21 protein-coding genes, 1 tRNA gene and 2 pseudogenes are annotated in these 22,848 nt (G+C 47.3%); 13 read left to right on the top strand and 11 right to left on the bottom strand.

Going from position 1 to position 22,848, the window contains the following annotated elements; all coding sequences use genetic code 11:
* Positions 1–19 precede the first annotated feature (19 nt).
* Positions 20–1,039 carry an NADPH-dependent aldehyde reductase Ahr gene (ahr, locus tag ABIC80_RS11440; RefSeq protein WP_042713995.1) on the bottom strand — a complete coding sequence of 340 codons (1,020 nt, stop codon included), beginning with the start codon at positions 1,037–1,039 and terminating at the stop codon, positions 20–22.
* Positions 1,040–1,287: 248 nt separating this feature from the next.
* Here ahr and ABIC80_RS11445 point away from each other — a divergent pair, with 248 nt between their 5' ends.
* Positions 1,288–1,740, top strand: coding sequence for a lysozyme (locus ABIC80_RS11445; protein WP_042714022.1), 453 nt, complete (start codon positions 1,288–1,290; stop codon positions 1,738–1,740).
* On the opposite strand, the gene ABIC80_RS11450 is transcribed toward ABIC80_RS11445, so the two are convergent.
* Complete coding sequence (locus tag ABIC80_RS11450; protein ID WP_429177156.1) at positions 1,737–2,315, bottom strand: class I SAM-dependent methyltransferase; 579 nt, start codon at positions 2,313–2,315, stop codon at positions 1,737–1,739. The two genes, ABIC80_RS11445 and ABIC80_RS11450, sit on opposite strands and share 4 nt — an antisense overlap.
* Complete coding sequence (locus ABIC80_RS11455; RefSeq protein WP_429177158.1) at positions 2,315–3,337, bottom strand: HNH endonuclease; 1,023 nt, start codon at positions 3,335–3,337, stop codon at positions 2,315–2,317. The genes ABIC80_RS11450 and ABIC80_RS11455 overlap by 1 nt, the downstream gene beginning before the upstream one ends.
* 220 nt (positions 3,338–3,557) lie before the next feature.
* Between ABIC80_RS11455 and ABIC80_RS11460 the strand changes: the two genes are divergently transcribed.
* A tRNA-Leu gene (locus tag ABIC80_RS11460) sits at positions 3,558–3,642 on the top strand.
* A 190-nt stretch (positions 3,643–3,832) separates the two neighbouring features.
* Positions 3,833–4,450: pseudogene (locus ABIC80_RS11465) on the top strand (tyrosine-type recombinase/integrase); the annotation flags it as partial.
* Positions 4,451–4,686: 236 nt separating this feature from the next.
* Here the strand turns inward: ABIC80_RS11465 and ABIC80_RS11470 are convergent.
* The 7 genes and pseudogenes from ABIC80_RS11470 to ABIC80_RS11500 all read right to left on the bottom strand — a co-directional run bounded on the left by ABIC80_RS11470 (position 4,687) and on the right by ABIC80_RS11500 (position 11,548).
* Positions 4,687–5,925 (bottom strand): hypothetical protein, encoded by a 1,239-nt coding sequence (locus ABIC80_RS11470; protein WP_429177160.1) that lies wholly within the window; start codon positions 5,923–5,925, stop codon positions 4,687–4,689.
* Entirely contained in the window at positions 5,913–6,722 is an 810-nt protein-coding gene (locus ABIC80_RS11475; protein ID WP_429177163.1) for an AAA family ATPase, read from the bottom strand. The genes ABIC80_RS11470 and ABIC80_RS11475 overlap by 13 nt, the downstream gene beginning before the upstream one ends.
* Positions 6,723–6,726: 4 nt before the next feature.
* Positions 6,727–7,158, bottom strand: a complete 432-nt coding sequence (locus ABIC80_RS11480) for a hypothetical protein (protein WP_429177166.1) — start codon at positions 7,156–7,158, stop codon at positions 6,727–6,729.
* Positions 7,155–8,294 (bottom strand): hypothetical protein, encoded by a 1,140-nt coding sequence (locus ABIC80_RS11485; RefSeq protein WP_429177169.1) that lies wholly within the window; start codon positions 8,292–8,294, stop codon positions 7,155–7,157. Before ABIC80_RS11485 ends, ABIC80_RS11480 begins: the two co-directional genes overlap by 4 nt.
* Entirely contained in the window at positions 8,291–9,298 is a 1,008-nt protein-coding gene (locus tag ABIC80_RS11490; protein WP_429177171.1) for a ComEC/Rec2 family competence protein, read from the bottom strand. The genes ABIC80_RS11485 and ABIC80_RS11490 overlap by 4 nt, the downstream gene beginning before the upstream one ends.
* Positions 9,299–9,495: 197 nt before the next feature.
* A pseudogene (locus tag ABIC80_RS11495) lies at positions 9,496–9,676 on the bottom strand (IS3 family transposase); the annotation flags it as partial.
* A 432-nt stretch (positions 9,677–10,108) separates the two neighbouring features.
* Positions 10,109–11,548, bottom strand: coding sequence for a hypothetical protein (locus ABIC80_RS11500; protein WP_429177174.1), 1,440 nt, complete (start codon positions 11,546–11,548; stop codon positions 10,109–10,111).
* A gap of 587 nt (positions 11,549–12,135) precedes the next feature.
* On the opposite strand from ABIC80_RS11500, the gene ABIC80_RS11505 reads away from it, so the two are divergent.
* The 9 genes from ABIC80_RS11505 to ABIC80_RS11545 all read left to right on the top strand — a co-directional run bounded on the left by ABIC80_RS11505 (position 12,136) and on the right by ABIC80_RS11545 (position 20,310).
* Complete coding sequence (locus ABIC80_RS11505; RefSeq protein ID WP_094193057.1) at positions 12,136–12,675, top strand: type IV secretion protein Rhs; 540 nt, start codon at positions 12,136–12,138, stop codon at positions 12,673–12,675.
* A gap of 3 nt (positions 12,676–12,678) precedes the next feature.
* On the top strand, positions 12,679–13,089 hold the full coding sequence (locus ABIC80_RS11510; protein WP_429177176.1) for a putative T6SS immunity periplasmic lipoprotein: 411 nt from the start codon (positions 12,679–12,681) through the stop codon (positions 13,087–13,089).
* Positions 13,090–13,411: 322 nt separating this feature from the next.
* Positions 13,412–13,753 (top strand): endoribonuclease SymE, encoded by a 342-nt coding sequence (gene symE / locus ABIC80_RS11515; RefSeq protein ID WP_277173907.1) that lies wholly within the window; start codon positions 13,412–13,414, stop codon positions 13,751–13,753.
* 236 nt (positions 13,754–13,989) lie between these two features.
* The gene (locus tag ABIC80_RS11520; RefSeq protein WP_429177179.1) at positions 13,990–14,412 is read left to right on the top strand and encodes a hypothetical protein; all 423 of its coding nucleotides are present in this window, start codon (positions 13,990–13,992) and stop codon (positions 14,410–14,412) included.
* Positions 14,413–14,631: 219 nt separating this feature from the next.
* A complete protein-coding gene (locus tag ABIC80_RS11525; RefSeq protein WP_429177181.1) occupies positions 14,632–15,243 on the top strand; it encodes a tyrosine-type DNA invertase in 612 nt (203 codons plus the stop codon).
* A 344-nt stretch (positions 15,244–15,587) separates the two neighbouring features.
* Entirely contained in the window at positions 15,588–16,109 is a 522-nt protein-coding gene (locus ABIC80_RS11530) for a fimbrial protein (RefSeq protein WP_429177184.1), read from the top strand.
* A gap of 73 nt (positions 16,110–16,182) precedes the next feature.
* A complete protein-coding gene (locus ABIC80_RS11535; RefSeq protein ID WP_429177187.1) occupies positions 16,183–16,863 on the top strand; it encodes a fimbrial biogenesis chaperone in 681 nt (226 codons plus the stop codon).
* A 10-nt stretch (positions 16,864–16,873) separates the two neighbouring features.
* Positions 16,874–19,360, top strand: a complete 2,487-nt coding sequence (locus ABIC80_RS11540) for a fimbria/pilus outer membrane usher protein (RefSeq protein ID WP_429177190.1) — start codon at positions 16,874–16,876, stop codon at positions 19,358–19,360.
* Positions 19,357–20,310 (top strand): fimbrial protein, encoded by a 954-nt coding sequence (locus ABIC80_RS11545; RefSeq protein ID WP_429177193.1) that lies wholly within the window; start codon positions 19,357–19,359, stop codon positions 20,308–20,310. The genes ABIC80_RS11540 and ABIC80_RS11545 overlap by 4 nt, the downstream gene beginning before the upstream one ends.
* Positions 20,311–20,348: 38 nt before the next feature.
* On the opposite strand, the gene ABIC80_RS11550 is transcribed toward ABIC80_RS11545, so the two are convergent.
* Complete coding sequence (locus ABIC80_RS11550; protein WP_200134190.1) at positions 20,349–20,765, bottom strand: hypothetical protein; 417 nt, start codon at positions 20,763–20,765, stop codon at positions 20,349–20,351.
* Positions 20,766–21,102: 337 nt separating this feature from the next.
* On the opposite strand from ABIC80_RS11550, the gene ABIC80_RS11555 reads away from it, so the two are divergent.
* Positions 21,103–22,812, top strand: a complete 1,710-nt coding sequence (locus ABIC80_RS11555; protein ID WP_429177195.1) for a DUF4153 domain-containing protein — start codon at positions 21,103–21,105, stop codon at positions 22,810–22,812.
* Positions 22,813–22,848: the final 36 nt, after the last annotated feature.

The following is a 22,848-nucleotide window of genomic DNA, read 5'->3' on the forward strand; positions in this document are numbered from 1 at the left end:
GCTCACCGGGCTAAACGGCTTAAAAATCCGCTTTCAACACTACGCGATAACGCGCTTTACCGTCGCGCACATGCTGCAACGCTTCGTTGATCTGCGACATCGGGAACATCTCGATGGTCGGCGCAACCTTCGCACGACCGGCAAACTTCATCAGCTTACGCAGCTCGTACGGCGTACCGGTTGCGGAACCGGAGACGCTGCGATCGCCGCCAATCAGCGTAAAGGCCGGCACTTCCAGCGGCTTCATCACGGCACCAACGGTGTGGAAATGACCGCCGTGCGCCAGCGCTTCGAAGAAGGGCAGCCAGTCAAGATCGACGTTAACGGTGTTGATGATGAGATCGTACTGACCCGCGCGCGCTTTCAGCGCTTCCGGATCGCGGCTGTTGACCACATAATCCGCGCCCATCAGACGCACTTCCGCCTCTTTTGCCGGGTTCGAGCTGAACGCCGTCACTTCGCAGCCCATCGCGCGCAGCAGTTTGATGGCGATATGGCCCAGACCACCAATACCAATCACACCAACGCGGCTGGTAGCGGTGACGTTGTGCATCAGCAGCGGTTTAAAGACGGTGATGCCGCCACACAGCAGCGGACCGGCGGTTTCAATATCAATGCTGTCCGGCAGGGGAATCACCCACTGCCAGCCGGCGCGGATCTTATCGGCGAAGCCGCCGCGGTTCAGAATGGTCGGCACCGCGCCTTCCAGGCAGTTGATCTGGTTGCCGTCGATACAGGCGTCGCAGTGGCCGCAGCTGTGCGCTGTCCAGCCGATACCCACGCGCTGGCCCACTTTCAGCCCTTTGTTCTGCGCGGCGTCACCCAGTGCCACCACGTGGCCAATCACTTCATGCCCGGCAACCAGCGGATACTGGGAGAAGCCCCATTCGTTGTCGATCATCGACAGGTCAGAGTGGCATATCCCGCAATAATCCACGGCGACTTCAACATCTTCAGCCGCCAGCGGGCCTGCATCGTATTCCTGAAGCTCAAGCTCGGCGCCAGCCTGTGGCGCGGCGTAGTTTTTGATGATGCTCATCACGGATTCCTTTATGTTGAGGGAGACGCTTGAAGTGTAGGGCATCTGCCGCCGCTCTGGCAGCCTGCGGCTGTCCATACCGCCCGTTTCGTTAAGCGATTGCTCTGAAAGCCGCGTTTTTTAGGATTTTCCATCCGCATATTAAGCCGTGGCGACTTTGCAACACGATGTGTCCGAACCATCCTCAAATAAGGGCGCAACGCGCAGTCAACGCTCAGCGCCATTCTCTCTCTACAGGAGCAACGATGATGGCGAATCAACCGCAACACACCGGCGATGCTGGCGTCGCATTAATCAAATCCTTTGAAGGACTACGGCTGGAGAAGTATCGCGATGCCGTCGGCAAGTGGACCATTGGCTACGGGCACCTGATCCTGCCGAACGAGAACTTTCCGCGCCCGATTACCGAAGCGGAGGCTGACGCGCTGCTGCGCAAGGATTTGCAGACGAGCGAGCGCGGCGTGCACCGGCTGGTGACGGTCGATCTCGACCAGGATCAGTTCGACGCGCTGGTGTCGTTTACCTTCAACCTCGGCGCCGGGAATTTGCAAAGCTCGACGCTGCTCAAGCTATTAAATCAGGGCGAATATACGCAGGCCGCCGACCAGTTTCTGCGCTGGAACAAAGCGGGCGGCAGAGTGCTGCCCGGCCTGACACGGCGGCGCGAAGCAGAGCGGGCGCTGTTTTTGCAGGCGGGTTAGCGCTTGTTAACCAGCGCGTTTAGCCAGCTTTCATCGTGATCGGGGCGCTGATCCTGCGTTATCCACATTTTATGGATTGTCAGCTCAGGCAGGGGCGCCAGCAGCGCGGTCAGCCGGGACTCCGTCATATCGCTAAAACGACGGCCCGCCAGTTCGCGCTCGCTGTCGCCATATTTAAACGACAGATACCAGATGCCGCCGGGTTTCAGCGCGCGCGCCAGCGTGTTTATCACCGCAGGTAATTCGTTATACGGGACGTGCAGCAGCGAGGCGCAGCACCAGATCCCGTCGTACTTCTGCGTTTCATTCAGCTGGTCGAAGGTCATCTCCTTCACCGGCAGCCCGCTGTAGTGACGCGCCAGCGCCACCAGTTCGGCAGAGGCGTCGAACGCTTCCACGTGATAGCCCTTGCGGGCAAAGGCCAGCGCATCGCGCCCGGAGCCGCATCCGGCATCCAGCACGCACGCCTGTTCCGGCAAGTGCGCCATAAAGTCGGCGTACAGCGGCGACATATCGAGATCGACCGTGCCGTCGAAGAAGGTTTGCGCATGGTTCTGGTAGTAATTCATCGTCATCAGAGCACTCGCTGTTGTTGTCTCTCTGGGGCCCAGGTTTTCAGCTGTGAAGCCAGCGCCCTGTTCCAGCGGTCATTCAGGAAGGCTTTGCGCTTCGGTTCACTGTTACCGGTCTGGTTGATAATCGCCTCATGCAGCGGCAGGCGGCTATTAATAAGATACTCATTACGGGCATGCAGGCGCTCCAGCAGCGGCAATGTCGGCAACTGGGCGAGCTTACCCTGTGTGCCACGGTTGCAACTCTGGCAGGCCAGTACCAGGTTCCAGACGCCGTTCAGGTTGACGCCCGGCAGCCCTGCGCGCGCCATCAACGGGATAAAGTGATCGACATCGGCTAATAACGGATCGCTGCTTTCGATACTTATCGGCGCATGGCAGTAAAAACAGTGCCCTTTCTGGTAACCATTGAGACTGTTCCGGCAACTGGTCAGCGTGATGCGCGCGCTTTTAAGCTGGGTAAAGAGCGTTTGTTGCTCATCATCATAATGAACGTCCAGCAACTGCGGCGGCAGGTTCATCTCCCAGGCCTTTTCGACCAGCGTCCAGCGCGCGTCCGTCTCATGCACCAGGTTCTGGAACTGCGGCGTCTGCGTCAGACGATAAAAATCATCCGTCAGGCGAATGCCTTTGCTTTCGCGTTGCTCATCAATAAAAAACTGCTTCGCAATCGGCCCGCCGTTGACGTTATGAAACGCCTTCAGCACCACCTTAAAACCCTGCTTTGCCGTCACCTGCAACAGCTCATCGTAACTAATCTCACCCCGATTAAACTGCAAGCAGGCGGCGATAAACGGGCCGGGTTTGCTGGTGTTGAGGATCTGCTTTGGTGCGTTTTTCAGATGCGCGCAGATGTGCTGGCTAAAGGGGATCGCCAGATCCTGCAAGGAGATGAAGGTGTTGCTGCGATCGATATCGTACAGCGCATGCGCCAGCGCGAACTTATAGGTCGCGAAGTTGTTGCCAAAGAGGATCACTCCCCGCCAGTAGTTTTCCAGCGTGGGATCGACCTGGTAAAAACGCATAGGTTTTCCTGGTGATGGATTACCGTGAATGTTACGTGATCACATAACAAATGCGCAGTGATGTAAATCACCCAACAATTGGTTTGGTGAATTTATGAGGGGAGGAGAGGGGGAGGTTTAGCGCTGAAAATTTCAGCACTTGGCAGACCTTACGCGCGGCGCTGCTTGCATGGAGACGATTGACAGGTATAATCCAACACGTTTCCGCATCCCTTTCCGTGCCGGAGTGGCGAAATCGGTAGACGCAGTTGATTCAAAATCAACCGTAGAAATACGTGCCGGTTCGAGTCCGGCCTTCGGCACCATAAGATGCAAAGATAAGTCGCCTAAGAGCGGCTTTTTTTGTGTCTAAGAAGACTAGAGTCCGCAAGGCCTTGCCCCGCTTTCCAGCCAACCCAAGTCAATCTGAGCAACCCACATCAACATGCTTGTGAGTATATATGCTAGTTCGATGATGGTTATATAATAACCACGGCACATGGACGGGGAGGTTTTATTGCTCTGACAGATATCACAAAGTGGGGTCGTAAAACTGCAGGACAATGAGTACACCTTCGTCGATGGGGATGGCATGTTTTTGCTTATTCATCCTAACGGCTCAAAATACTGGCGGTTCCGCTTTCGCTTTGGTGGCAAGCAGCATCTGATGGCTATTCTTAAACATCTTTAACCGATGCGAGGTAGAAGAGAGAAGTGGCCAGAAAGCTGGTTGCTCCAGGTATTGATCCTAGTGAGCATAAGCGTGCCGTAAAAGAAGATCAGGTGAAAGAGGTCATTACTTTTGAGTCAGTTGCCAGAGAGAGGCATGCCGCTTACAAGAAGTGGTTAGAGTCACAGTCAATGGATTCTGAAGAGTCTTGAAGACAATCTGTCGCAATTGGCAGGCGTAGTATCGAAGAGCTAAGAACTCTTGATCTGCTTACTACTATTAAACTTATAAAAGCTACACGCCGTTTGAAGTCGCCTCTCGTCTTCATCCGAACAATTGCCATCATGCGTTATGCCGTTCAAACCGGCTTGATTGATTACAACTCAGTCCAATAGGTGGCTGAAACAGTTGCTTCCACTAAGCATGTCCATCGTCCTGCACTTGGGCTATTAATTCACAATATAAAAATAATCAAGATAGAGTAATATTTCTTCATTAAAATCACGATAAGATAGGATGAATCAAGAACAGCTTCAATGTAATAATTTTGGCGCTATTGGGGATAGTGAGAGGAATAAGAACGTCAGTGTTATGTATAAAGGTTTTTCACTCATATGAGGGGTGTCTTATTTTAGAGCACTGAAGCCATGGTTATTAATAACAATGGCTTCATGATGTCATCTGATTTTATTTTGTGGTTTTATCTAGAACCAACACATTTTTGTTCATTTGGGTCAATATCAATAAGTTTATATTTTTGAAGCCCTTCTAACTTTGTGAATATTTTATTTAGGTTTGCAGTATTTGACTTATCTTTTGTGTCTTTTGATATGCACATTATTATCTGTTTATTAGATGATGCAGCATATGTAAGCAAAGCAACCATGCTTTCGACATTCATTGCGTGTTGGCCTGGTTCATCGAGTATTAAAAAACCGGGGTGATTGGCTGAAATATCTAAAAGAGTTAGATAGAATGCCCATTGGGCTCGAATGAAATCACTTGCTGAAGAACTGAGTCTTATTGTTTGAGTATCGCGGCCAGTAATCACTACAGGAAGTAGTCTTGATGGAGGTTTATTTTGAATGGCAATATGATAAATATGATTGCTAGTATAATTGAAATACTCAGGGCCTAGCAGTATTTTAAATTTTTCTAAAAAGAAGGCTATCTTGATGTTATCTCTTTCGTCTGATGATCTAAGTGAAGATTTATCTTCTTTTAATTTAGTAAACTCTACTGCTAGATCTTTAAGATCTGCCTTTATGGCTTTGAATGAATGGAGTAGTTTTTTATACTGTTCTATTTTTTGAGATATAGTTAGTTCGTTTAATATATCAGTTCGTAGTGTCGAGTCTTCAAAAGAAGAAATATCCTTTCTAAGGTTTTTTATTTCATTTTTCTTCAGGGAAATTTCGTTTACCAAATAAGTACTAATGTTATCGAACTTAGAATCTAGTTCATTGTGTTTACTAATATAAGACATGTAAAGATTTCTTTGGCTTTTGAGAAAAGCTATAGAATCTCTAAAGTTCATTTTTGAATTTGTAACATTTAGCCTTGATTCAACATCAAGTTTGTGATCACAAAGTGGACATAAAGAAGATGCTTTATCTTCAGGTAGAAATGCATCTAACTTTAAAGCACTATCTAACCTATCGATCTCAATATCTAATTTATTTATTGATTCTTTATATTCATTTATTTTCTGTTTTTCTGCGATCCTTTCTATATTTAATGTTCTAAGTTGCCGGTTTATTAATGAAATTTCTGATTGTAATTTTCCCTGCGCATTTTTGATTAGTTCTGGTGTTAGAGAAGATTTTTTTTCTTTGATTTTTTTTATAGTTAATGTTAGTTCATTATCTAGCTCAGTTAATTCTTTTTCAAGCGTGATCCATTCTTTTTTATCAGCTGATATTTTACTCAATGATGACATCGAAATATTTTTAAATCATTACTATGGATATCATTATTGATCCCTTTTAAGATGAAACCTTTTTCAGAGGCTAATCCATCAATTCTTTCGTATTTTTTTTCCCACAACGATTTAATATTTTTTTCTTCTTGAACAAGTATATCCTTTTTGAATTCATTCTCTAAACTCTCTAAGTTTAAGAGGAATTCTATTAATTTTTGTTTAGCATCTTTGATTCCGAAATTAGGCATTTGAGCAAAGAAATCAGACCAACCTTTCGTTTGTTCAATTAAAGCACAAGGAAATATGTTTTGTAAGTATAAATGCTTTACCTGATCGGTATTTTCACTGTAGGTTTTAGGTAAATCTATCCCTAAAAAAAGAGTTAGCCATTTATAAAAACCTGAGGTCCTATCATGATCTCCTTGAGTGTGGACTAAATATGATCTAGTATTTCCATCCTCGTTAATTATTATTTTATTTTTATTTTCATCAAAATTGTTTTTTATATATCTTTTTAAAGTCGCAACTCTATTATTGTGACTGATTTTTAATTCTGCTTCAGACTCAATAATGTTATAAGTTTTTCCATTATAATCAAATTCTCTAGTTATGCTTTTATCAAGTATTAGGTTACGATTTCCCCCAAGCAACTGTTCCATACCTAAGCAATAATAGATACAAGAAATAATGGTTGATTTACCACTAGAGTTATGCCCAGTAATAATATTCAATCCAGAATCAAAGTTATATGAAAAACCATATTCTTCTACTGAACCAAAAACTCTAACGTGAAGGTTTATACTATTTATTTTCATAAGATTACCAAAGCAGCTTGTTGTTTTGTAGTTTTTTAATTGTCAGTTTTTTGGTTAGTTCTCTGGCTGATGTGTTGATATCATTGAATAATTCTTCATTAATCATTTCTTCAACATATAAAATCCCATTATAAGTTATTTTTATCGCCATTTTACTGTTTTTATAATCAATATCGAGTAATTCATAAGTGTATAATAATAATATTATTGGCTTGATTAAACTATTTACATTCCAAAGCTGAACATAATCATAATCTAAGTTATTGGTATTGTTTATGATGTTATCGAAAGCAAAGCTTATATATTCTAAATTGACAGATTTAGTTCTTCCTTTTAGAGCATAATAAATAGTAAATAATACTATTGAAGAATATATCTCATTTGAATTAGAGCTGCTAGCTAAAACTCTTCTCTTATTTAATTTGATTTCAATCATGATTCATCCTCCAAAAAATCCAAATCACAATTAGCGAGCCAAAAAGCAATATCTTTGTTGCGCAATAATCGGATTTCATCTTTTTTTAAGCCGTGAGGGGATAGGCTATCGGACAAAATATTTAAATAATCAAGCTTGATACCTTGATAACCTTTATTTGCCTCTGAACGGTTATTAACGTATAAGGTCATATCCTCTCCACAGAATACTTGGTGTGCTGTAGAGTAGCTAGTTTCAATATTTGGATTGTTACTCATCCTCACTCGAGAGAAATCATTCCCTGAAAGTAAGTTAAGTATTATTTTTTTCTTTTCTTGCTCAATTTTATTTGCAGCATGCAATATGCTTATTTTTCTATCTATATTGTTTTTGTATTTTTTATTCTCTTCTGAACTTTCCCATTCATGTATGACTGAGTCTATATTTTCGTCCTTTAGCATGAGTAAAGATTCTTTTAATATTGCGCTACCGTAATTATAATCATTATTGTCATTTGTTTTTAATGAATCGTGAATATCAATAAAACAGGAGGCGTTACTACATCTAATTTTCCCAAATAAACCATCATCCGGAATGGAGGATATGATACCTACTAATACTAATTGTTGATGAATTTTAACAAATACACCCGCTCCCGATATTCCTTGTAGAGCGCTAGCTCCCCAACGGCCAGAAGAGTCTTCCATAATATTTTTATCAATATTTATATAATAATAAAAATCGTCAAACCTTTCTATTTGTTCTTTTGAGTATAACGAAGTAGGATGATTATTAAGGCGACTTCGGCACCTGGAAATTAATTCCATACTTGGAGAGGAAAGTGGATTTAAAAAAAATATCTCTTCAAGGCTATCAGCTTCCCCATCTAAAATAAGAAGTGCAACATCACGCTTCTTGCTTTCACTAACATTGCCGCGTAGTTCATTAACTTTATATATTCGTTTTTTTTCATCTACGATTTGTATTAAATGTCTATTCTCAGAAAGGTTATAAGCTAATGGTTCAAGAACATGAAATGCTGTTGCTAGCATGATTTCATTATTTTTTTTAAAAATAACAGCACACCCGATAAAATCACCTGATATATAAACAAATGCTGTTACTCTGCATAGATTATTGATCTGATAGCAAGTCATAAAATTATCTCATTCGTGACAATTTTGCAAATTTCAATATCAAAATCTGCTTCATTTATTATTTCGAATTCCGATGCGTAATGGTAATTAAAATAAAAATAAATTTTGGGAAATCCAACATTAATAGCATTAATGATAATCTTGTTTATTGTCTCTATATCAGGATGATTATAAGGACGACTACCGTCGGTAGAAATAATATATCTATTACAATTAATTAAACTTAATAATTCTAAAGTTGTATTATGTTTACTGCCATGATGAGATATTTTTACAACATCAATATCTATTTTTTGAATCTTTTGGTTTTTGAGTAAAGTTTTTAACTGTCTTGAAATTATTTCAGGGTGAGCATCCCCTAACATTAAGGCTTTTTTATTCTTATATTCAATAAGACATGCTATAGAAGTTGAGTTTAATAAATCATTAACTGGCTTTTTTACTAAATCATTTTGTGCTACTCGAATATCAATGTTGAGTTTCTTTTTTTGCAGCGATACAAATTCGTCACTATAATATTTTTTATTTAATTCATTCTCTATTTCAATCCATTTTTCTTTTAATATATAAATATGTTCTAATGTTGGCGATAAAATGGTAACTTTAATGTTTTTTAAAGATAACACATCACCGGAAAATAGAGGCTTACATTTTAAATTTAGTATAGATATTAGGACGGATAGTGCAGAGCCGTGGCGAAAACCGACTTCATCATTGTCTTTATATCGTATTAGATCTAATGTGTTTCCAAAAAAAAGAAAATCTGGATGTAGATCGTTTCTTTTAGCTTTGGATAAAAAATCTAAAAATCCACCGATATGATCATAATCGATGTGCGTAATTAAGCAAAACTCGATATCTTTGATTGGAGGCAAAGAAGGATTACGGTTCTTCCTTAAAGTCGAAGGAGTACCGCTATCAATGAGCATGTGGTTCCCCTCCCATGACAACAGAAGCGAGTCTCCCTTACCAGCTTTTAAAATCCCTATTCGCATATCATCCATTGCCTTAAGGAGTAAGATTAACGTTAGAATTTGCTTAATGCTAACATCATTTGTTCTTTTTTTGAACTGTATGCATTTACACTGTTTTTATATTCAGTCATTAATGCCAAATATTAAATGTAATTTAATTATATGGGAGATCACCTCTATTTATAGTTTGAACGTAATAAAAATAATATTGAATCACGACGGTTAATCTAGATACTTCCGAGCCATTGATAATATTGATTTTCATATTCCGTCGATGGCATCTGAGCACACGAATCATGCCAACGTTTATTATTATAAAAATTTCCACGGAATCATAATATCGCTGCGTGCCTCTTCCCATGTTCCAGAGACCTTTTTCTTTATACGTTCACGCTTCAGTAGCTCTATTCGTATTTCTTCTAGTATTTGCGGCACAGCCTGACCTTATGCAGCTCGAACTGATTTCTGCAGAACCCTAGAGCCGGTTAAAGAACGGCAGAGGCTGGAGCGCTATGGCTCGTCCTTACGCACTCTCCACTAGCCAAAAGGACGGCTGAAAAAAGTGCCTTTTTTATATTTGGTGTTTATTTTTTAGCGCCCTTTTTCAGGCCAGCATAGTTTGGAATAAGTCATGGATGTATAAGGTGAATAGATTTGCATGGAGAATGCCGGTCTACAGACACCCCGTCAGCCCTTATTCGGCCAGACTTTTCCCGGTTTATGCAGCAGCATAAACCGGGCAGGCGAGATGGGGATCGTATTGCGTAGAGGCTACAAATAAATTATATCTTCTTACTAAAATTGATAGCTATATGAATCGGTTCGAATTACTGTAGCTCCCTATTTATAGGTGATTTTCTTCATTTTATCGGATAATATCTCCTCAAGATATTTAGCCTCGCCAAGCTTATATTTATTCAATGATGACAATAAATCTAGGTCAGTGATAGGTATAATTAAACCACGGTCATCTTTTAAATTGTCTGCGCAACGCTCTAGAAAAAGGTCTTCATTTTTTATCTCTCTACATAATAGTAATCCGAATTTCCCTTTATTGGGTGAGAATCGACCTGAGAGTTGATCTAATTCTGGATTTGTAATGTCCTTTTTGTAGTTTTTACACTCAACTGGAATATATCCACATGGGTGTTTGTGGATCATATGGAGATTGTAGAAGAAACCATTTTCTGCTGAGTTCTCAAAAAGAATATCAATTCTTTTTCTTCCTGAATTTACTTCATGTTCTACACTTGGTGCAGAGATGTTGGGGTATAATAAAAGCTCAAGTATGCCCACAGTCAATCGGTGATAAACAGATGCGTTCTCATTACCAGGTATTGTGTTGGTTAGCTTATCTGAAAGATAATCGACAATTTTAACTCTGTCTAAATCTTCAATTATTTCTTCATTTTGCAAAGATGTAGATGTCTTTTTTATCCAGTCTTTATAATCGTTAAAAACACTTGGATGTTTTTCTGAAAATTCAAGAAGGTATTCTTTTGAGTATGTCACCGCCTTTTCCTTAAGATCTTTTTTTGTGACATAGGGGGTGCCATCAGATTTATACTTTACAAAGTTTGAGTTAATGCGTAAATGTTCATTTTGCAAGAATTCCAAAACAAATTTATTAAAATATTTATCTGCAGTCGTATTTTTACTAAAGGATACTACACCCTTTGGAACTAGTAGTATTAATTTATTGCTTATGACAAGAGCATCGTCGTGATGTGTAATCCATTTGCTGGATTTTCTATCCCACCAGTGACCTACATTTATATTTTTAGTTAATGGTATATTCCAGAGTACACATTGCGCTTTTGTATAATCCAGAAGGTGTCTTCTGATTATATTTGTAGACATATCTGAAATTTTATCCTTCCCTATTCCGGGAATAAAAAATTTAAAATCTTCCAGATCCTCCACCAGTCCTGAGTTTACGGCTTTACTTGTCTTTATACTTTCAAATAGCTTGTCGGCATCTCCATCTCCCATACCATTACCACGAGGTTTACCACGCGAAAGGCCTAGCCGAGTTTCGTTGGGTTCATGAAGATATGAAAATAAGGCTCGAGCCTCATCTTCTTTTTGGGCGCGTATGAGTCTGATAAAGGTTTCGAAAAAGCTTTTTAAAGTTCTTGAAGCATCGGATGACCATCTATCTTTTCTAATTGATAAAAAGTAAGGATCAATAAAGAGAGGTAAATCCCTATTGATGTTTATATCTACAAAATCAAGTTCATACTGAGTTTTTCCTAGAGAAAATTTTTTTGATATGCGCATTTGTCGACCCTAATCTATAAAGTAAGAATAATCCTATTGCTCCATTCATTACACTTAAGGATTAAATAGTCAAGTAAAAATTAAGGATAATGTGAAGCTTATACTTGGATTATATCTTTTGAGCGCTGACGAGCAATTGTGGGCATTGATAAATAATCTACTTTTTTGTTGAATATTAATTGGTTGTTTTTTTGAGCTCTGATTTGCACTAAAGGATGAAAAAAATTGGCCTAATAGCATTTTGATTTTCCTGTAATTCGTCATCCGCAATGCTTTCTGAGCTTTTTAGTCAACCTAAGCCACCTGATTCACTCAACAGCAGTTAACTGACGTGTACAAATCTGAGTGAGTATCTCTGTTCGATAAATTCTTATGAATATATAATAATAAAACAAGTAAGGAGTATTATGCTTATTTAAATTGCTTCTTATTTTTTTTGACTATTAAGCAATAGCTTTCGCGATATTATAAATATTTATCCTTCTTTTCTGTGTTTTTTATATTGAACGTTGTAGTCTGGACAATTCTAATAGCCCTCAATAAAATCCGTACCTCTCATGGTTTAAAAGGACTTAATTATGTCAGCAATAGATATGCAACCAGAAGAAGGGACGTTGCGCCTAATGACTCCCGGTGAGATAGCTATGGCCCGAAGGATCTATGGTGATTCGATTGTGTATAGCCGGGTATGGATACACTGCGATAGCTATTTACCTTTTGGGTGGCAGCATCCACAGTTTGCGATGACACCCAATGGTGAACTGTGGTTAAGAAAAGAGAAGTATGTTGCGGACTACTCAAAAGCATCAGTATCTATTGATTTGAAGCATTTATTCATTCATGAATTGGCGCACGTCTGGCAGCACCAGACCGGTCGATGGGTAAGATTGCGTGGTTCTTTTAGCTGGGCTGCTGATTATACTTACAGGCTCGATAAAGAGAAGCTTACGGATTATAGCCTCGAAAGGCAGGCATCTATCATCGCGGACTACTGGCTGTTAACGGTCTACGGAATGAGGACATGGCGTGATAATCAAGGAAAGGAACTGATGGGTAATTACCGGGGCATAGACCATTTAAAAGATGTTCCTGCACTCTATGAAAAAATCATTTATGGGCGAGGGTAGACGATGAATAAATTCATTTTAATCGCGGCTGTATTTCTGCTCACCGGCTGCCCAGGGCCCATGGATCCTGTTCCTCAAGAGTACCCCGCACAAGCCCGATTGGTCGGCAATCAGGTGTGCATCACCGTTCCGGCCATGGCGGGCGAAAAAATTTTCTCTGTGCAGTTTGGTACTGGATCAGGTCGTGAGGTATACAAAACCTTTGGTCAGCCTGATCAGCAGCTCCCGGTTGTTCAGGGTCAATGCCTGCCCACGTTTGATTTTCAGTTCAAGTCGGGTGACAGGTATGCGGCTTATTATAAGTTAACAAACCCGCAAACCGGGCCGGGTAAGTTGTTTGCCGCGCGGTTCTCGCTGGAGAAGAGTGAAAATGGTCACCTGCAGCTGAAACAATACAGCCGTAGTGAATATTAGAATTTCGAGAGGATTGCCTTGTGGGTGTAAAACCAGGTCTGGCGGAAAAAACTCATTCTGGACGCTCTATTCAGTAGGAATGAAATCCTTAATTAATAAATTATTTTCAGCGCGTCTTTTAGATGCGCTTTTTATTATTTCTCAAAAATAAAGCCTAAATATTTATATTTAAATGGATTCAGAAGCTTCTTATTTTATCCTGTTTTTATCTGGACTTTATTTCTCTTTATTGGTGATATGTACAGGTTTTTAGCGCGATGCGGATGTGCTGCAACACACCCGCACCGCTCATCACAATCACTATTTCGAGAGAATAGCAATCATGACTGACACGCATTCTATTGCACAACCGTTTGAACCAGAAGTCTCCCCGGCAAATAACCGTCAACTGACCGTAACTTATGCGAGCCGCTATCCGGATTACAGCCGTATTCCCGCCATTATTATGAAAGGGCAGTGGCTGGAAGCCGCCGGATTTAACAGCGGTACGGGAGTCGATGTGAAAGTAATGGAAGGCTGCATTGTGCTCACCGCCCGAAAAGCCGCACCCGAAGAGAGCGAACTGATGCGGTCGCTGCGCCAGGCGTGCAAGCTTTCAGCGCGGAAACAGAAGCAGGTGCAGGAGTTTATAGGCGTGATTTCCGGTAAACAGAAAGTCGCCTGAATGGAAACACGCTCCCGGCAAAAAAACGGGAGCGTTTCATTGTCAGGAGGCGGTCATTTCAACCAGAAGGTCCGTTACCCGCACCCTGAACGCTTCCCCAATGCCAGCCCGCATCACGGCCATTTACCTGCTTTCATGCAAACCATTCAGCCTTATACTGACTGGAACTCAGGCAACGTAGCTATATCAACCATTAATGGAAGCTTTATGCAATCAGGAAAGGGCGCACCGATAATATGAAAACCTCTACGAAAATTTTACTCGCAACGATTGCCATCATCGCCGCAGGCCTGGTTTACGCATGGCCCTACGTCAAAATGGATTTTGCTGAAAGCGCTAACTATACGGAGCAGGATAAACGGGAGTACGAATTTTTCACCCCAGAACTGTTAAAGAAAATTCCGCGCGTGTCTGAAAATTATCGGTTCGGGTATTCCAATGTCACTGGCCCGGATCTGCTTATTTACGATGTGACATTTTCGGGTACCACAGATGCGAGCAGAATAAAGACCTATCTTGAAGAAAATGGATATAAGCGTCTTGGCGTCTGCGATATTGAAGGGGAGTGCTGGCAAGGCGCTGACCCCAAAACCTCTGTCTCGGTTGGTGTTGTATCGAAGCCAGAAACCGTCATTGTATCGTTGGTAGAGAAGCCCTAATTTAAATACTTCTTCTGCTAAAAAGTATAAATAATGCGGGGAGCGTTTCTGATGCCCTCCCATTGTGAAGAATTTATCCCCCAGCCAAATAACCCCCCATTAAAAAATTCCTCCCCAACTCCCCCTTTGCAAAATGCTATCCTGTCGCTGGATTCAGGCCGGCTACATTCACGGTACTGGCCTGATTTTATTCCCCTTTTTTAAGTAAGGAGTAAGACAATGTCAGTTAAGAGAAAACACCTGACTCGCCACGAGGTGAGGCAAATATTGCTGGCTACAGACCGGGGGCTGCATTTTGCGCGGGATTACTGCCTCATCCAGATGTGTTTTTTACATGGGCTGCGCGTCAGCGAACTGTGCGATATGCGCTTGTCCGATATCGATCTGGTCGGGCGGTCGGTTTACGTCCGGCGGCTCAAAAACAGCCTCTCCACGCAGCATCCGCTGTTCGACACCGAACTGCCTGCGCTGACGCGCTGGCTGAACGAGCGTCGCCGCTGGCGGGATTCGGACAGCGACTGGCTCTTCCTCTCGCAAAAAGGCGGACCGCTCTCGCGCCATCAGGTGAGGTTGCTGCTTAAACGCTATGGCGAACTGGGGGGAATCAGCATCTCCGCTCATCCGCACATGTTGCGGCACGGGTGCGGTTACGCGCTGGCAGATTTGGGGCGTGATACGCGTCTGATACAGGATTATCTCGGGCACCGGAACATCCGGCATACGGTGATCTATACGGCCACCAACACGCAGCGGTTTTTGAATGTCTGGGGAGATGTTTCGCAAAATCAACCATTTAGTGCCAAAACGCAAAGTAGTATCAGAAAAATTTAGGGTAGAGTCAAAATTTTTCTGATGCCTCTTCAGGCAAGACGTTATCTTGCTGTTTTTAAATCGTTATTTTTTGCAAGCACGTCGTAATAATGCATTAACCTTTACTGGCAACATGATCCAGTTGTTCACGTTGCCAGTGTTATCTTCTCAACGTTCCGTTATTTTATCTCTCTTATCTTGCCAAAAAGCGCGTTCCCTGACGTTTTATGCTGCCTTTCTCAGTTTTTAAAAATCTTCCGCTGAACTCACCACTCTGGCACTAACGGGAAAGTCTGAAGCAGATTTTTTCGCCGCCGTTGTAGAGCAGGGCATGGCTCTGCGTCATTTTTATCAAGGAGAAGAAAATGAAAATGCGGTTAGCAAACACGGCTTTTATCGTCTGGGTAGGGCTTGCCGGCACGGCGCAGGCCGCAGACGGCACCATCTACTTCACCGGCAGCATCACCGACCAGACCTGCGTGGTCGACAGCGGCTCGCAAAGCATGAACGTTGATTTAGGCAAAGTCTCCGTGACGACGCTCAACGGCTCTGCCGGGCTGAAAGCGGCTCCGACACACTTCAGCATTACGCTCAATGATTGCCCCGACACCGTCACCGCGCTGAAAGTAAAATTCGACGGCACCGCGCATGCCGTTAATCAGCGCCTGCTGTCGCTGGACAGCGGAAGTAACGTTGCGAGCGGCGTCGGGATCGAAATCGCGGATAAAAATGGCTCCGCCATTCCGCTCTACTCGGCCTCGGGCGACTACACCCTCGATGAAGGCAGCAATACGCTGGACTTCACCGCCCGCTATGTCTCGACCGGCACGACGGTTACCACCGGTACGGCTAACGCCACCTCACAGTTCACCCTGAACTACCGCTAACGCCCGACTGACGCGGAGATACACATTAACGGTGTATCTCCGCATAACAAGGATGGTGTCCGGAGAGAAGAAGATGAACAGGCATCTGCATGTTGTGCTGGCGTTGCTGCTGGCTTTGCCAGGCGGGCCGGCAGAGGCAGGGATCGTGATTGGTGGAACGCGTGTTATTTATAACGGTGATAAAAAAGAGGCCTCGCTCTCCGTCCGCAACCCGGATAAATCGAATGTCTATCTGGTGCAGAGCTGGGTTGATAGCGGTGAGCAGGGTCGCAAAGCGCCCTTTATCGTCACGCCGCCGCTGTTTCGCATCAACGCGGATGACGAGAACCTGCTGCGCATCATCCGCACCGGCGGCGGGCTGGCGCAGGATCACGAATCGGTGTTCTGGCTGAACGTTAAATCGATTCCCGCCATGGATGACAGCGTTGCGCGCAGCAACATGCTGCAGGTGGTGATCAAATCGCGCATCAAGCTTTTCTACCGCCCCGGCGGGCTGCCGGGCGAGCCTGGAAGCGCTTACTGCAAGCTGTTGTTCACGCATCGCGGCAATCGCCTGACCGTCACTAATCCCACGCCCTATTACGTCACGCTCTTCACCCTGAAAGTGGACGGAAAAGAGGTTAAGGACGTTGATATGGTGCCGCCCCTGGGCAACGCCAGCTTTACGCTGCCCTCAGCGGCAGTATCGCGCGTCAGCTGGCAGGCGATCAGCGATTACGGCGGCGTCAGCCGGGTTGAACATCGGCCGCTCTGAGGGGAAGGTAATGAAAATGCCGACTTCGCGGCAGCGGGCGTTTTTACCGGCGCTGGTGCCGATAGTGCTGCTGCTGCCCGGCTACCTGCGCCATGCGGACGCGCGCGAGATGTTTAATCTTCATGCGCTGGAGCTTGATAACCCGGGCCAGCCGGTGGCCGATCTCGCCTTCTTTGCTGAACCGGACGGTCAGTTGCCGGGCACCTACCGCGTCACCGTCTATGTGAATGGCGAAAAGCAGGGGGAGGCGCAGGATATTGCCTTTATCGTGGGCACAGACGAGCGACTGCATGCGCAGATCACGCCCGCGATGCTGCGAGGCTGGGGAGTGAAAATCGATGCATTTCCCGAACTGGCGGCGCTGTCGCCAGAGGCACCGCTTGAGGATATCGGCCATTACATCCCGATGGCCGCTGCCGAACTGCGGTTCAGCCAGTTAAGGCTAAACGTCAGCCTGCCGCAGGCGGCGATGGATGCGCGCGCCAGAGGCGATGTCGATCCCGCCGAGTGGGACGAGGGAGTGACCGCCGCGCTGCTGAACTATAACCTCAGCGGCAGCCATCGCTGGCTTGATGTGGGTAAAGGTTCGCGCGACAGCTACTATGCCAGCCTGCAAAGCGGGGTGAACCTTGGGGCGTGGCGGCTGCGTAATGACTCGACCGGGCATTACGCCAGCGACCACGGCAGCCGCTGGGCGTCGATTAACACCTACCTGCAACGCAACATCAAAGGGCTGAAGGGGCAGCTGACTCTTGGCGACAGCTACACGACCTCGGAGATCTTCGACAGCGTGCAGTTTCGCGGCGCGCAGCTCGCTTCTGACGACAACATGCTGCCGGACAGCCTGCGCGGCTTTGCCCCGGTGATCCGCGGCATCGCCCGTTCCAGTGCGCAGGTAACGATCAGGCAGAATGATTACATCATCTACCAGAGCTACGTCGCGCCCGGGGCGTTTGTTATTCGCGATCTCTATCCCACCTCCGGCAGCGGCGATCTCACCGTCACCATCAAAGAGGCGGACGGCAGCGAGCACACCTTTGTCCAGCCCTTCTCGGCGGTGCCGATTATGCAGCGCGAAGGTCGCCTGAAATATGCTTTGACTGCCGGGAAGTATCGCAGCGGTAACAGAACCAGCGATGAGCCCACTTTTGGCCAGGCGACGGCCATCTACGGCTTGCCGCGCGCCGTTACGCTTTTTGGCGGTGCGATCGCAGCGCAAAATTACCACGCCGGAGCGGCAGGGCTCGGTTTTGGGCTTGGCGATCTTGGCTCCCTGTCTGCCGATATGTCGGTTGCCCAGAGCACGCTGAACCGCAACGACGCTCACCACGGCCACTCCTACCGGCTGCAATATGCAAAGGATTTTCAGGCCACCGATACCCGCTTCACCCTTGCGGCGTACCGCTACTCCACCGCCGGATTTTACACCTTTCAGGAGGCGAACGATCGGCGCGTGGAGGGCAGCAATAAGCGGCAAAAGCTTCAGCTCGATCTCAGCCAGAGCGTGGGCGATTACGGCTCGCTTTATCTCTCTGGCTATCAGCAGAGTTTCTGGCAGGAGGAGGGCTACGAACGCACGCTTAGCGCTGGCTGGAGCAGTAACTTCAATGGTATCAGTTACAACCTCGCCTACAGCTATAACACCTATCCGGCTCGCGCCCAGCCTGCGGAACAGCAACTGGCGTTCAGCGTTCAGGTGCCGCTCAGCCGTTTTCTGCCCAACGCGTGGGCGAGCTACAGCCTGAACAGCGCCCGGCACGGCAATACCCGCCAGCAGGTGGGGCTCAGCGGCACGACGCTTGCCGACAACAACCTGAGCTACAGCATCCAGCAGAGCCACAGTTATCACGGTGCGGGTAGCGCGGGGAGTCTCAGCGCCGGTTACAAAGGCGGGCAGGGGGAGATAAGCGGCGGCTACAACTATGACGCGCACTATCAACAGATTAACTACGGCCTGAAAGGCGGCGTAGTTGCCCATCCGCACGGCATAACCCTCTCACAACCGCTGGGCCAGGCGCTGGCCGTGCTGCAAGCGCCGGGCGCTCGTGATGCGAAAGTGCAGAACAACACCGGTCTCTACACCGACCGGCGTGGCTATGCGGTGGTGCCCTATGTCACGCCGTACCGGAAAAACCGCGTGGTGCTGGATACCACGACCCTTGGCGATGAGGTGGATATCGATAGCGCAGTGCAAACCGTTACCCCGACAAACGGCGCCGTGGTGGTGGCGAACTTCAATACCCGTGTCGGGTGGCGCGTGCTGATGAAGCTCTCTTATCTGGGGCGGCCGGTGCCGTTCGGCGCTCAGGCAACGCTTAAAGAGGGGAGCAGCGGGATCGTCGGCGATGACGGCGTGGTCTATCTCGCGGGCGTGCCGGAGGAAGGAAAACTCAAAGTGAAATGGAACGCGGATCAGCAGTGTGAAGTCCATTTTCGCCTGCCGGACAACGTCGGCAACAGCCCGGTAATTGAAACAGAACAGGAGTGCCTGGCATGACGCGGTTCGTAAAATCACTCTCCGGCCTGCTGGTGCTCTGGTCCCTCTCCGGCGGCGCGAAGGCCGCCTGCGGTTTTGCCAGTAATCTGGCGGGTGAGATCGGCAATGCCATCAGCTTCGGCAACGTCTCGGTACAACGTGATACGCCGGTCGGTATCGTGATTGCGACGGCAGTTACGAGTGCCTATAACGGCGGGAACAACATCGCCGGATGCAATGAGAGCTGGATTTACCGCTGGGAGATGAACCAGTGGCGCACTCAGAGCGCCATCGGAAACAGAATTTATGCAACGAATGTGCCCGGTGTGGGGATTCGCTTAACCAATATCGGATCCCGAAAACAGCTGCCTTACGATCAGCGCGTACCGCCGAATACCAGTGTTTATATCGGTGCCGGTATGAAAGCGGAATTAATCAAAACCGGCGCGATCACGCCGGGAACATTGACCCCGGGCGTGCTGGCGCGCGCCTCAATCGCCAGCCGCTTCTATTTTGCCAATGTCATGCTGGGCGGCACCAACACGGTTACCACCACGGCCTGCACGATCCTGACACCGGAGCTCTATGTGCTGCTGGGCGACCATGAAAAATCGAACTTTTATGGCCCCGGCGCCTATACCGAATGGAAAGATTTCTGGATTGAGCTGGAGTGCGATAAAGACGCCCGTATCTACGTCCAGGTCGATGCGGAACAGGATCCCTCAAACGTGCCGGGCGTGATGAAGCTGGACAGCGCGCCTGGCGATATCGCGGCAACGGGCGTCGGTGTGCAGCTCTATTTTGCCCCCGACGATCGGGCGGTGCGCTTTGGGCAGCGCAGGATTTACTACATCTCGCCCGGCGGCGGCACCGAGACCGTCCAGTTTAAAGCGCGCTACTACCAGACCGCACCCCGCGTCAGCGCAGGTGTCGCCAGTGCAACAGCGACATTTACCTTAACTTATCGGTAAGTGCCCGGAGTAAATGGCGCGGTAAGAGAAAAGCCTGTTTAAAAACTGGAGCGAGTCAGCGTCAGCGTCCGTGTTTGCGGATCCCGGGTAATAACAAAGTAGGGCGTGTTTTCCCCTTTGCGCTGCCAACTTTCCAGCAGGCCTTCGCGCTTTACGCTGGCGTATCCCAGTGAGGTTAAATAATTTCTGATGACGGTTATGTCAGCACCTGGGCCATAAACAATGCTGCTGTCCCTGGGCTGAGTGCCATCCTCGGCGGTGAAGGTGAAGTGATATTTCTCAGAGGCTCTCGGCGCATGGCGAATGTCGCTATCGGTGTAGAGATAATAGGCCCACAGGTTTGCCTCGGTATAACCTTCGTGGCGCTCAGCAACTTTCTGCATGCTGCAATCAATCAGCACAAAGCCAATGATGACCAGCAGAATAAGCATTGACGCTCTTTTTAGTTTTTTCATATCTCTTCCTTCGCACTCCGTTTGCAGTCGGGCTTAGAGTGCCAGTTCCCTCAACTATATCGATAGAACGAAATCAATGTAGTGAAGAAAAACGTTACGCCTGCCTCTGTATCAAACGACACGCATGAAATAAGTCTGAAAAAAAACGAAGAGTGGGCGCAAATTTTAATTCCCACCCAAACAAGTGATTGCGCTCCCCATCTCAGCATGGACAATGCCTGAGCGTGCGCCGTACAAAGCAGAGCAAGAAAAGGGCCAGCAAAAACCCGTAGTGGTTTTTGAAGAAAAAAGAAGCGTATAACTACGTTTCACATAGCCAAACAGCAAAGGAGTCGCGATGTTACAAAAAGAGGATTTTCCGGCAAAGACCAGGTGGGTGATTATCGCCATTGGCACGCTCGCTGGATTAGTGTGTGCGTTGTCCGGCGGGCTCATCGACGATCACGACTACGCGTTTTATCTGTCGCCGCTTGCCATTGCATTTGCCAGCGTGCTCGCCTTCACGCTTTATCGCGTCAAAGACGTTAAGCCGTGGCTCTGCGCACTGCTGACGCAGCCTTGTATCGCGCTGATGACCGGCTGGCTGCGCTGGAACTTTCCCGGGCTGCCGAACGATGATTTTCATGGCACAAACTTCGGTGCATCGATATTTCTGCTTACTCTGGTGATGCCGTTTCTGGCGGCGTTCTGCACGCCGTCCGGGCAGAAAGCGGATAAACATGCTTTTATCACCGGCGCGCTCTGGAACAACACCTTCACCCTGGGCGTGACCGCAGTAATGACCGGGCTTTTCTGGCTGGTGCTGCTGCTGTGGAGCAAACTCTTCAGCATGATTGGCATCACGCTGTTCGAGCACCTCTTTTTTGATAACCCTTTTTTCCCGGCGATGGCGACGGGTGCTGCCATCGCCGCTGGCATCGTTTTTTGCCGACGCCTGCCTGGCGCTGCCGGGCTGTTTCGTAATCTGCTGACGCTCGCGGTCAGCGTGCTGCTGCCGCTACATGCGGTTATCTCTCTGCTGTTTCTGGCCTGTCTGCCCTTTACCGGGCTGGCGATTATCCCGGCCTCTGTCTCCGCCGCGACACTGCTGCTGACCATGACGCTGCTGATGCTGGCGTTCAGCGCCATGGTTGGCGAAAAAGCGCCAGCTGCTTCGCGCTGGTCACGGATGGTTGCGCGTCTGGTGCTGGTGGCGCAGGGGATCACGCCGCTGCTCGCCGTACTGGCGGGCTGGGCGCTGTGGCTGCGCATCGCCGAATATGGCTGGACGGTGGATCGCGTTTACGGCGTGGCTCTCACGCTTCTCGCGTTGATCGGGTCGTTGCTGCTGGTGAGCTATCAGCGCCGGGCCTGGACGCAGGGCGCGGCTAACATGAGCAGCTTTATCGTTCTGATGCTGGCACTAACAGCCTGCGGCTGGTTTTTGTTGCATACGCCGGTTGTCGATCCGCTGCGTATCACCGTTGACACTCAGCTGGCGCGATACGCTGAGGGCAAAGCCAAAGCGGATGGGGAGGATCTTTACATGTTCAGCCACGCGGGACGTCGGGGCAAAGCGGCGTTACAGATGCTGAAGGCGCATCCGCAGTGGCTTAAAGATCCGGTGCAGCAGCAAGCGATGCTGATGCAAATCCTCGGCGGCTATCACGAAGGCACGAAGAAAGACATCAACGCGTTGCAGAAAAGCATCCCGCTGCGCGCGGGCAGCGAAGCACCACCGGAGAGCTGGTGGCAGGCGCAAACGCAGTATGTCGATCACACGCTGAGCACCTGCATGGTGGATAGCAGCGCCTGCCTGATCTGGATGCAGGATCTCAACAACGACGGCACGCCGGAAGTGCTGCTCTATAACCGCAACGACGCCGGGATCTCGGTCTATACCCATCAGGGCAATGAGTGGCGCCAGGCGGGCAGCGTCACGCTGTCGCAAAACGCCGAAAAAGCGCTGCGCGAAAGTATGCCGAAAACCGTCAGCAAACCCTGGCGCGATCTGGAGATCAACGGTCAGCGCTATCCGGTGCAGTATTACGGCTTTGAAGGCCAGTAGTCATTAAGCCCGGCGGCATAAAGCCGGGCGAGAGGA

The organism is Kosakonia sp. 1610, assembly GCF_050435845.1.
In the GTDB taxonomy this organism is placed as follows: domain Bacteria; phylum Pseudomonadota; class Gammaproteobacteria; order Enterobacterales; family Enterobacteriaceae; genus Kosakonia; species Kosakonia cowanii.

What these genes read in the sequence shown, in the direction of transcription:
- ahr (WP_042713995.1), bottom strand. Translation starts at nt 1,039, where the DNA reads ATGAGCATCATCAAAAACTACGCCGCGCCACAGGCTGGCGCCGAGCTT.
- ABIC80_RS11445 (WP_042714022.1), top strand. Translation starts at nt 1,288, where the DNA reads ATGGCGAATCAACCGCAACACACCGGCGATGCTGGCGTCGCATTAATC.
- ABIC80_RS11450 (WP_429177156.1), bottom strand. Translation starts at nt 2,315, where the DNA reads ATGACGATGAATTACTACCAGAACCATGCGCAAACCTTCTTCGACGGC.
- ABIC80_RS11455 (WP_429177158.1), bottom strand. Translation starts at nt 3,337, where the DNA reads ATGCGTTTTTACCAGGTCGATCCCACGCTGGAAAACTACTGGCGGGGA.
- ABIC80_RS11470 (WP_429177160.1), bottom strand. Translation starts at nt 5,925, where the DNA reads ATGTCATCATTGAGTAAAATATCAGCTGATAAAAAAGAATGGATCACG.
- ABIC80_RS11475 (WP_429177163.1), bottom strand. Translation starts at nt 6,722, where the DNA reads ATGAAAATAAATAGTATAAACCTTCACGTTAGAGTTTTTGGTTCAGTA.
- ABIC80_RS11480 (WP_429177166.1), bottom strand. Translation starts at nt 7,158, where the DNA reads ATGATTGAAATCAAATTAAATAAGAGAAGAGTTTTAGCTAGCAGCTCT.
- ABIC80_RS11485 (WP_429177169.1), bottom strand. Translation starts at nt 8,294, where the DNA reads ATGACTTGCTATCAGATCAATAATCTATGCAGAGTAACAGCATTTGTT.
- ABIC80_RS11490 (WP_429177171.1), bottom strand. Translation starts at nt 9,298, where the DNA reads ATGGATGATATGCGAATAGGGATTTTAAAAGCTGGTAAGGGAGACTCG.
- ABIC80_RS11500 (WP_429177174.1), bottom strand. Translation starts at nt 11,548, where the DNA reads ATGCGCATATCAAAAAAATTTTCTCTAGGAAAAACTCAGTATGAACTT.
- ABIC80_RS11510 (WP_429177176.1), top strand. Translation starts at nt 12,679, where the DNA reads ATGAATAAATTCATTTTAATCGCGGCTGTATTTCTGCTCACCGGCTGC.
- symE (WP_277173907.1), top strand. Translation starts at nt 13,412, where the DNA reads ATGACTGACACGCATTCTATTGCACAACCGTTTGAACCAGAAGTCTCC.
- ABIC80_RS11520 (WP_429177179.1), top strand. Translation starts at nt 13,990, where the DNA reads ATGAAAACCTCTACGAAAATTTTACTCGCAACGATTGCCATCATCGCC.
- ABIC80_RS11525 (WP_429177181.1), top strand. Translation starts at nt 14,632, where the DNA reads ATGTCAGTTAAGAGAAAACACCTGACTCGCCACGAGGTGAGGCAAATA.
- ABIC80_RS11530 (WP_429177184.1), top strand. Translation starts at nt 15,588, where the DNA reads ATGAAAATGCGGTTAGCAAACACGGCTTTTATCGTCTGGGTAGGGCTT.
- ABIC80_RS11535 (WP_429177187.1), top strand. Translation starts at nt 16,183, where the DNA reads ATGAACAGGCATCTGCATGTTGTGCTGGCGTTGCTGCTGGCTTTGCCA.
- ABIC80_RS11540 (WP_429177190.1), top strand. Translation starts at nt 16,874, where the DNA reads ATGAAAATGCCGACTTCGCGGCAGCGGGCGTTTTTACCGGCGCTGGTG.
- ABIC80_RS11545 (WP_429177193.1), top strand. Translation starts at nt 19,357, where the DNA reads ATGACGCGGTTCGTAAAATCACTCTCCGGCCTGCTGGTGCTCTGGTCC.
- ABIC80_RS11550 (WP_200134190.1), bottom strand. Translation starts at nt 20,765, where the DNA reads ATGAAAAAACTAAAAAGAGCGTCAATGCTTATTCTGCTGGTCATCATT.
- ABIC80_RS11555 (WP_429177195.1), top strand. Translation starts at nt 21,103, where the DNA reads ATGTTACAAAAAGAGGATTTTCCGGCAAAGACCAGGTGGGTGATTATC.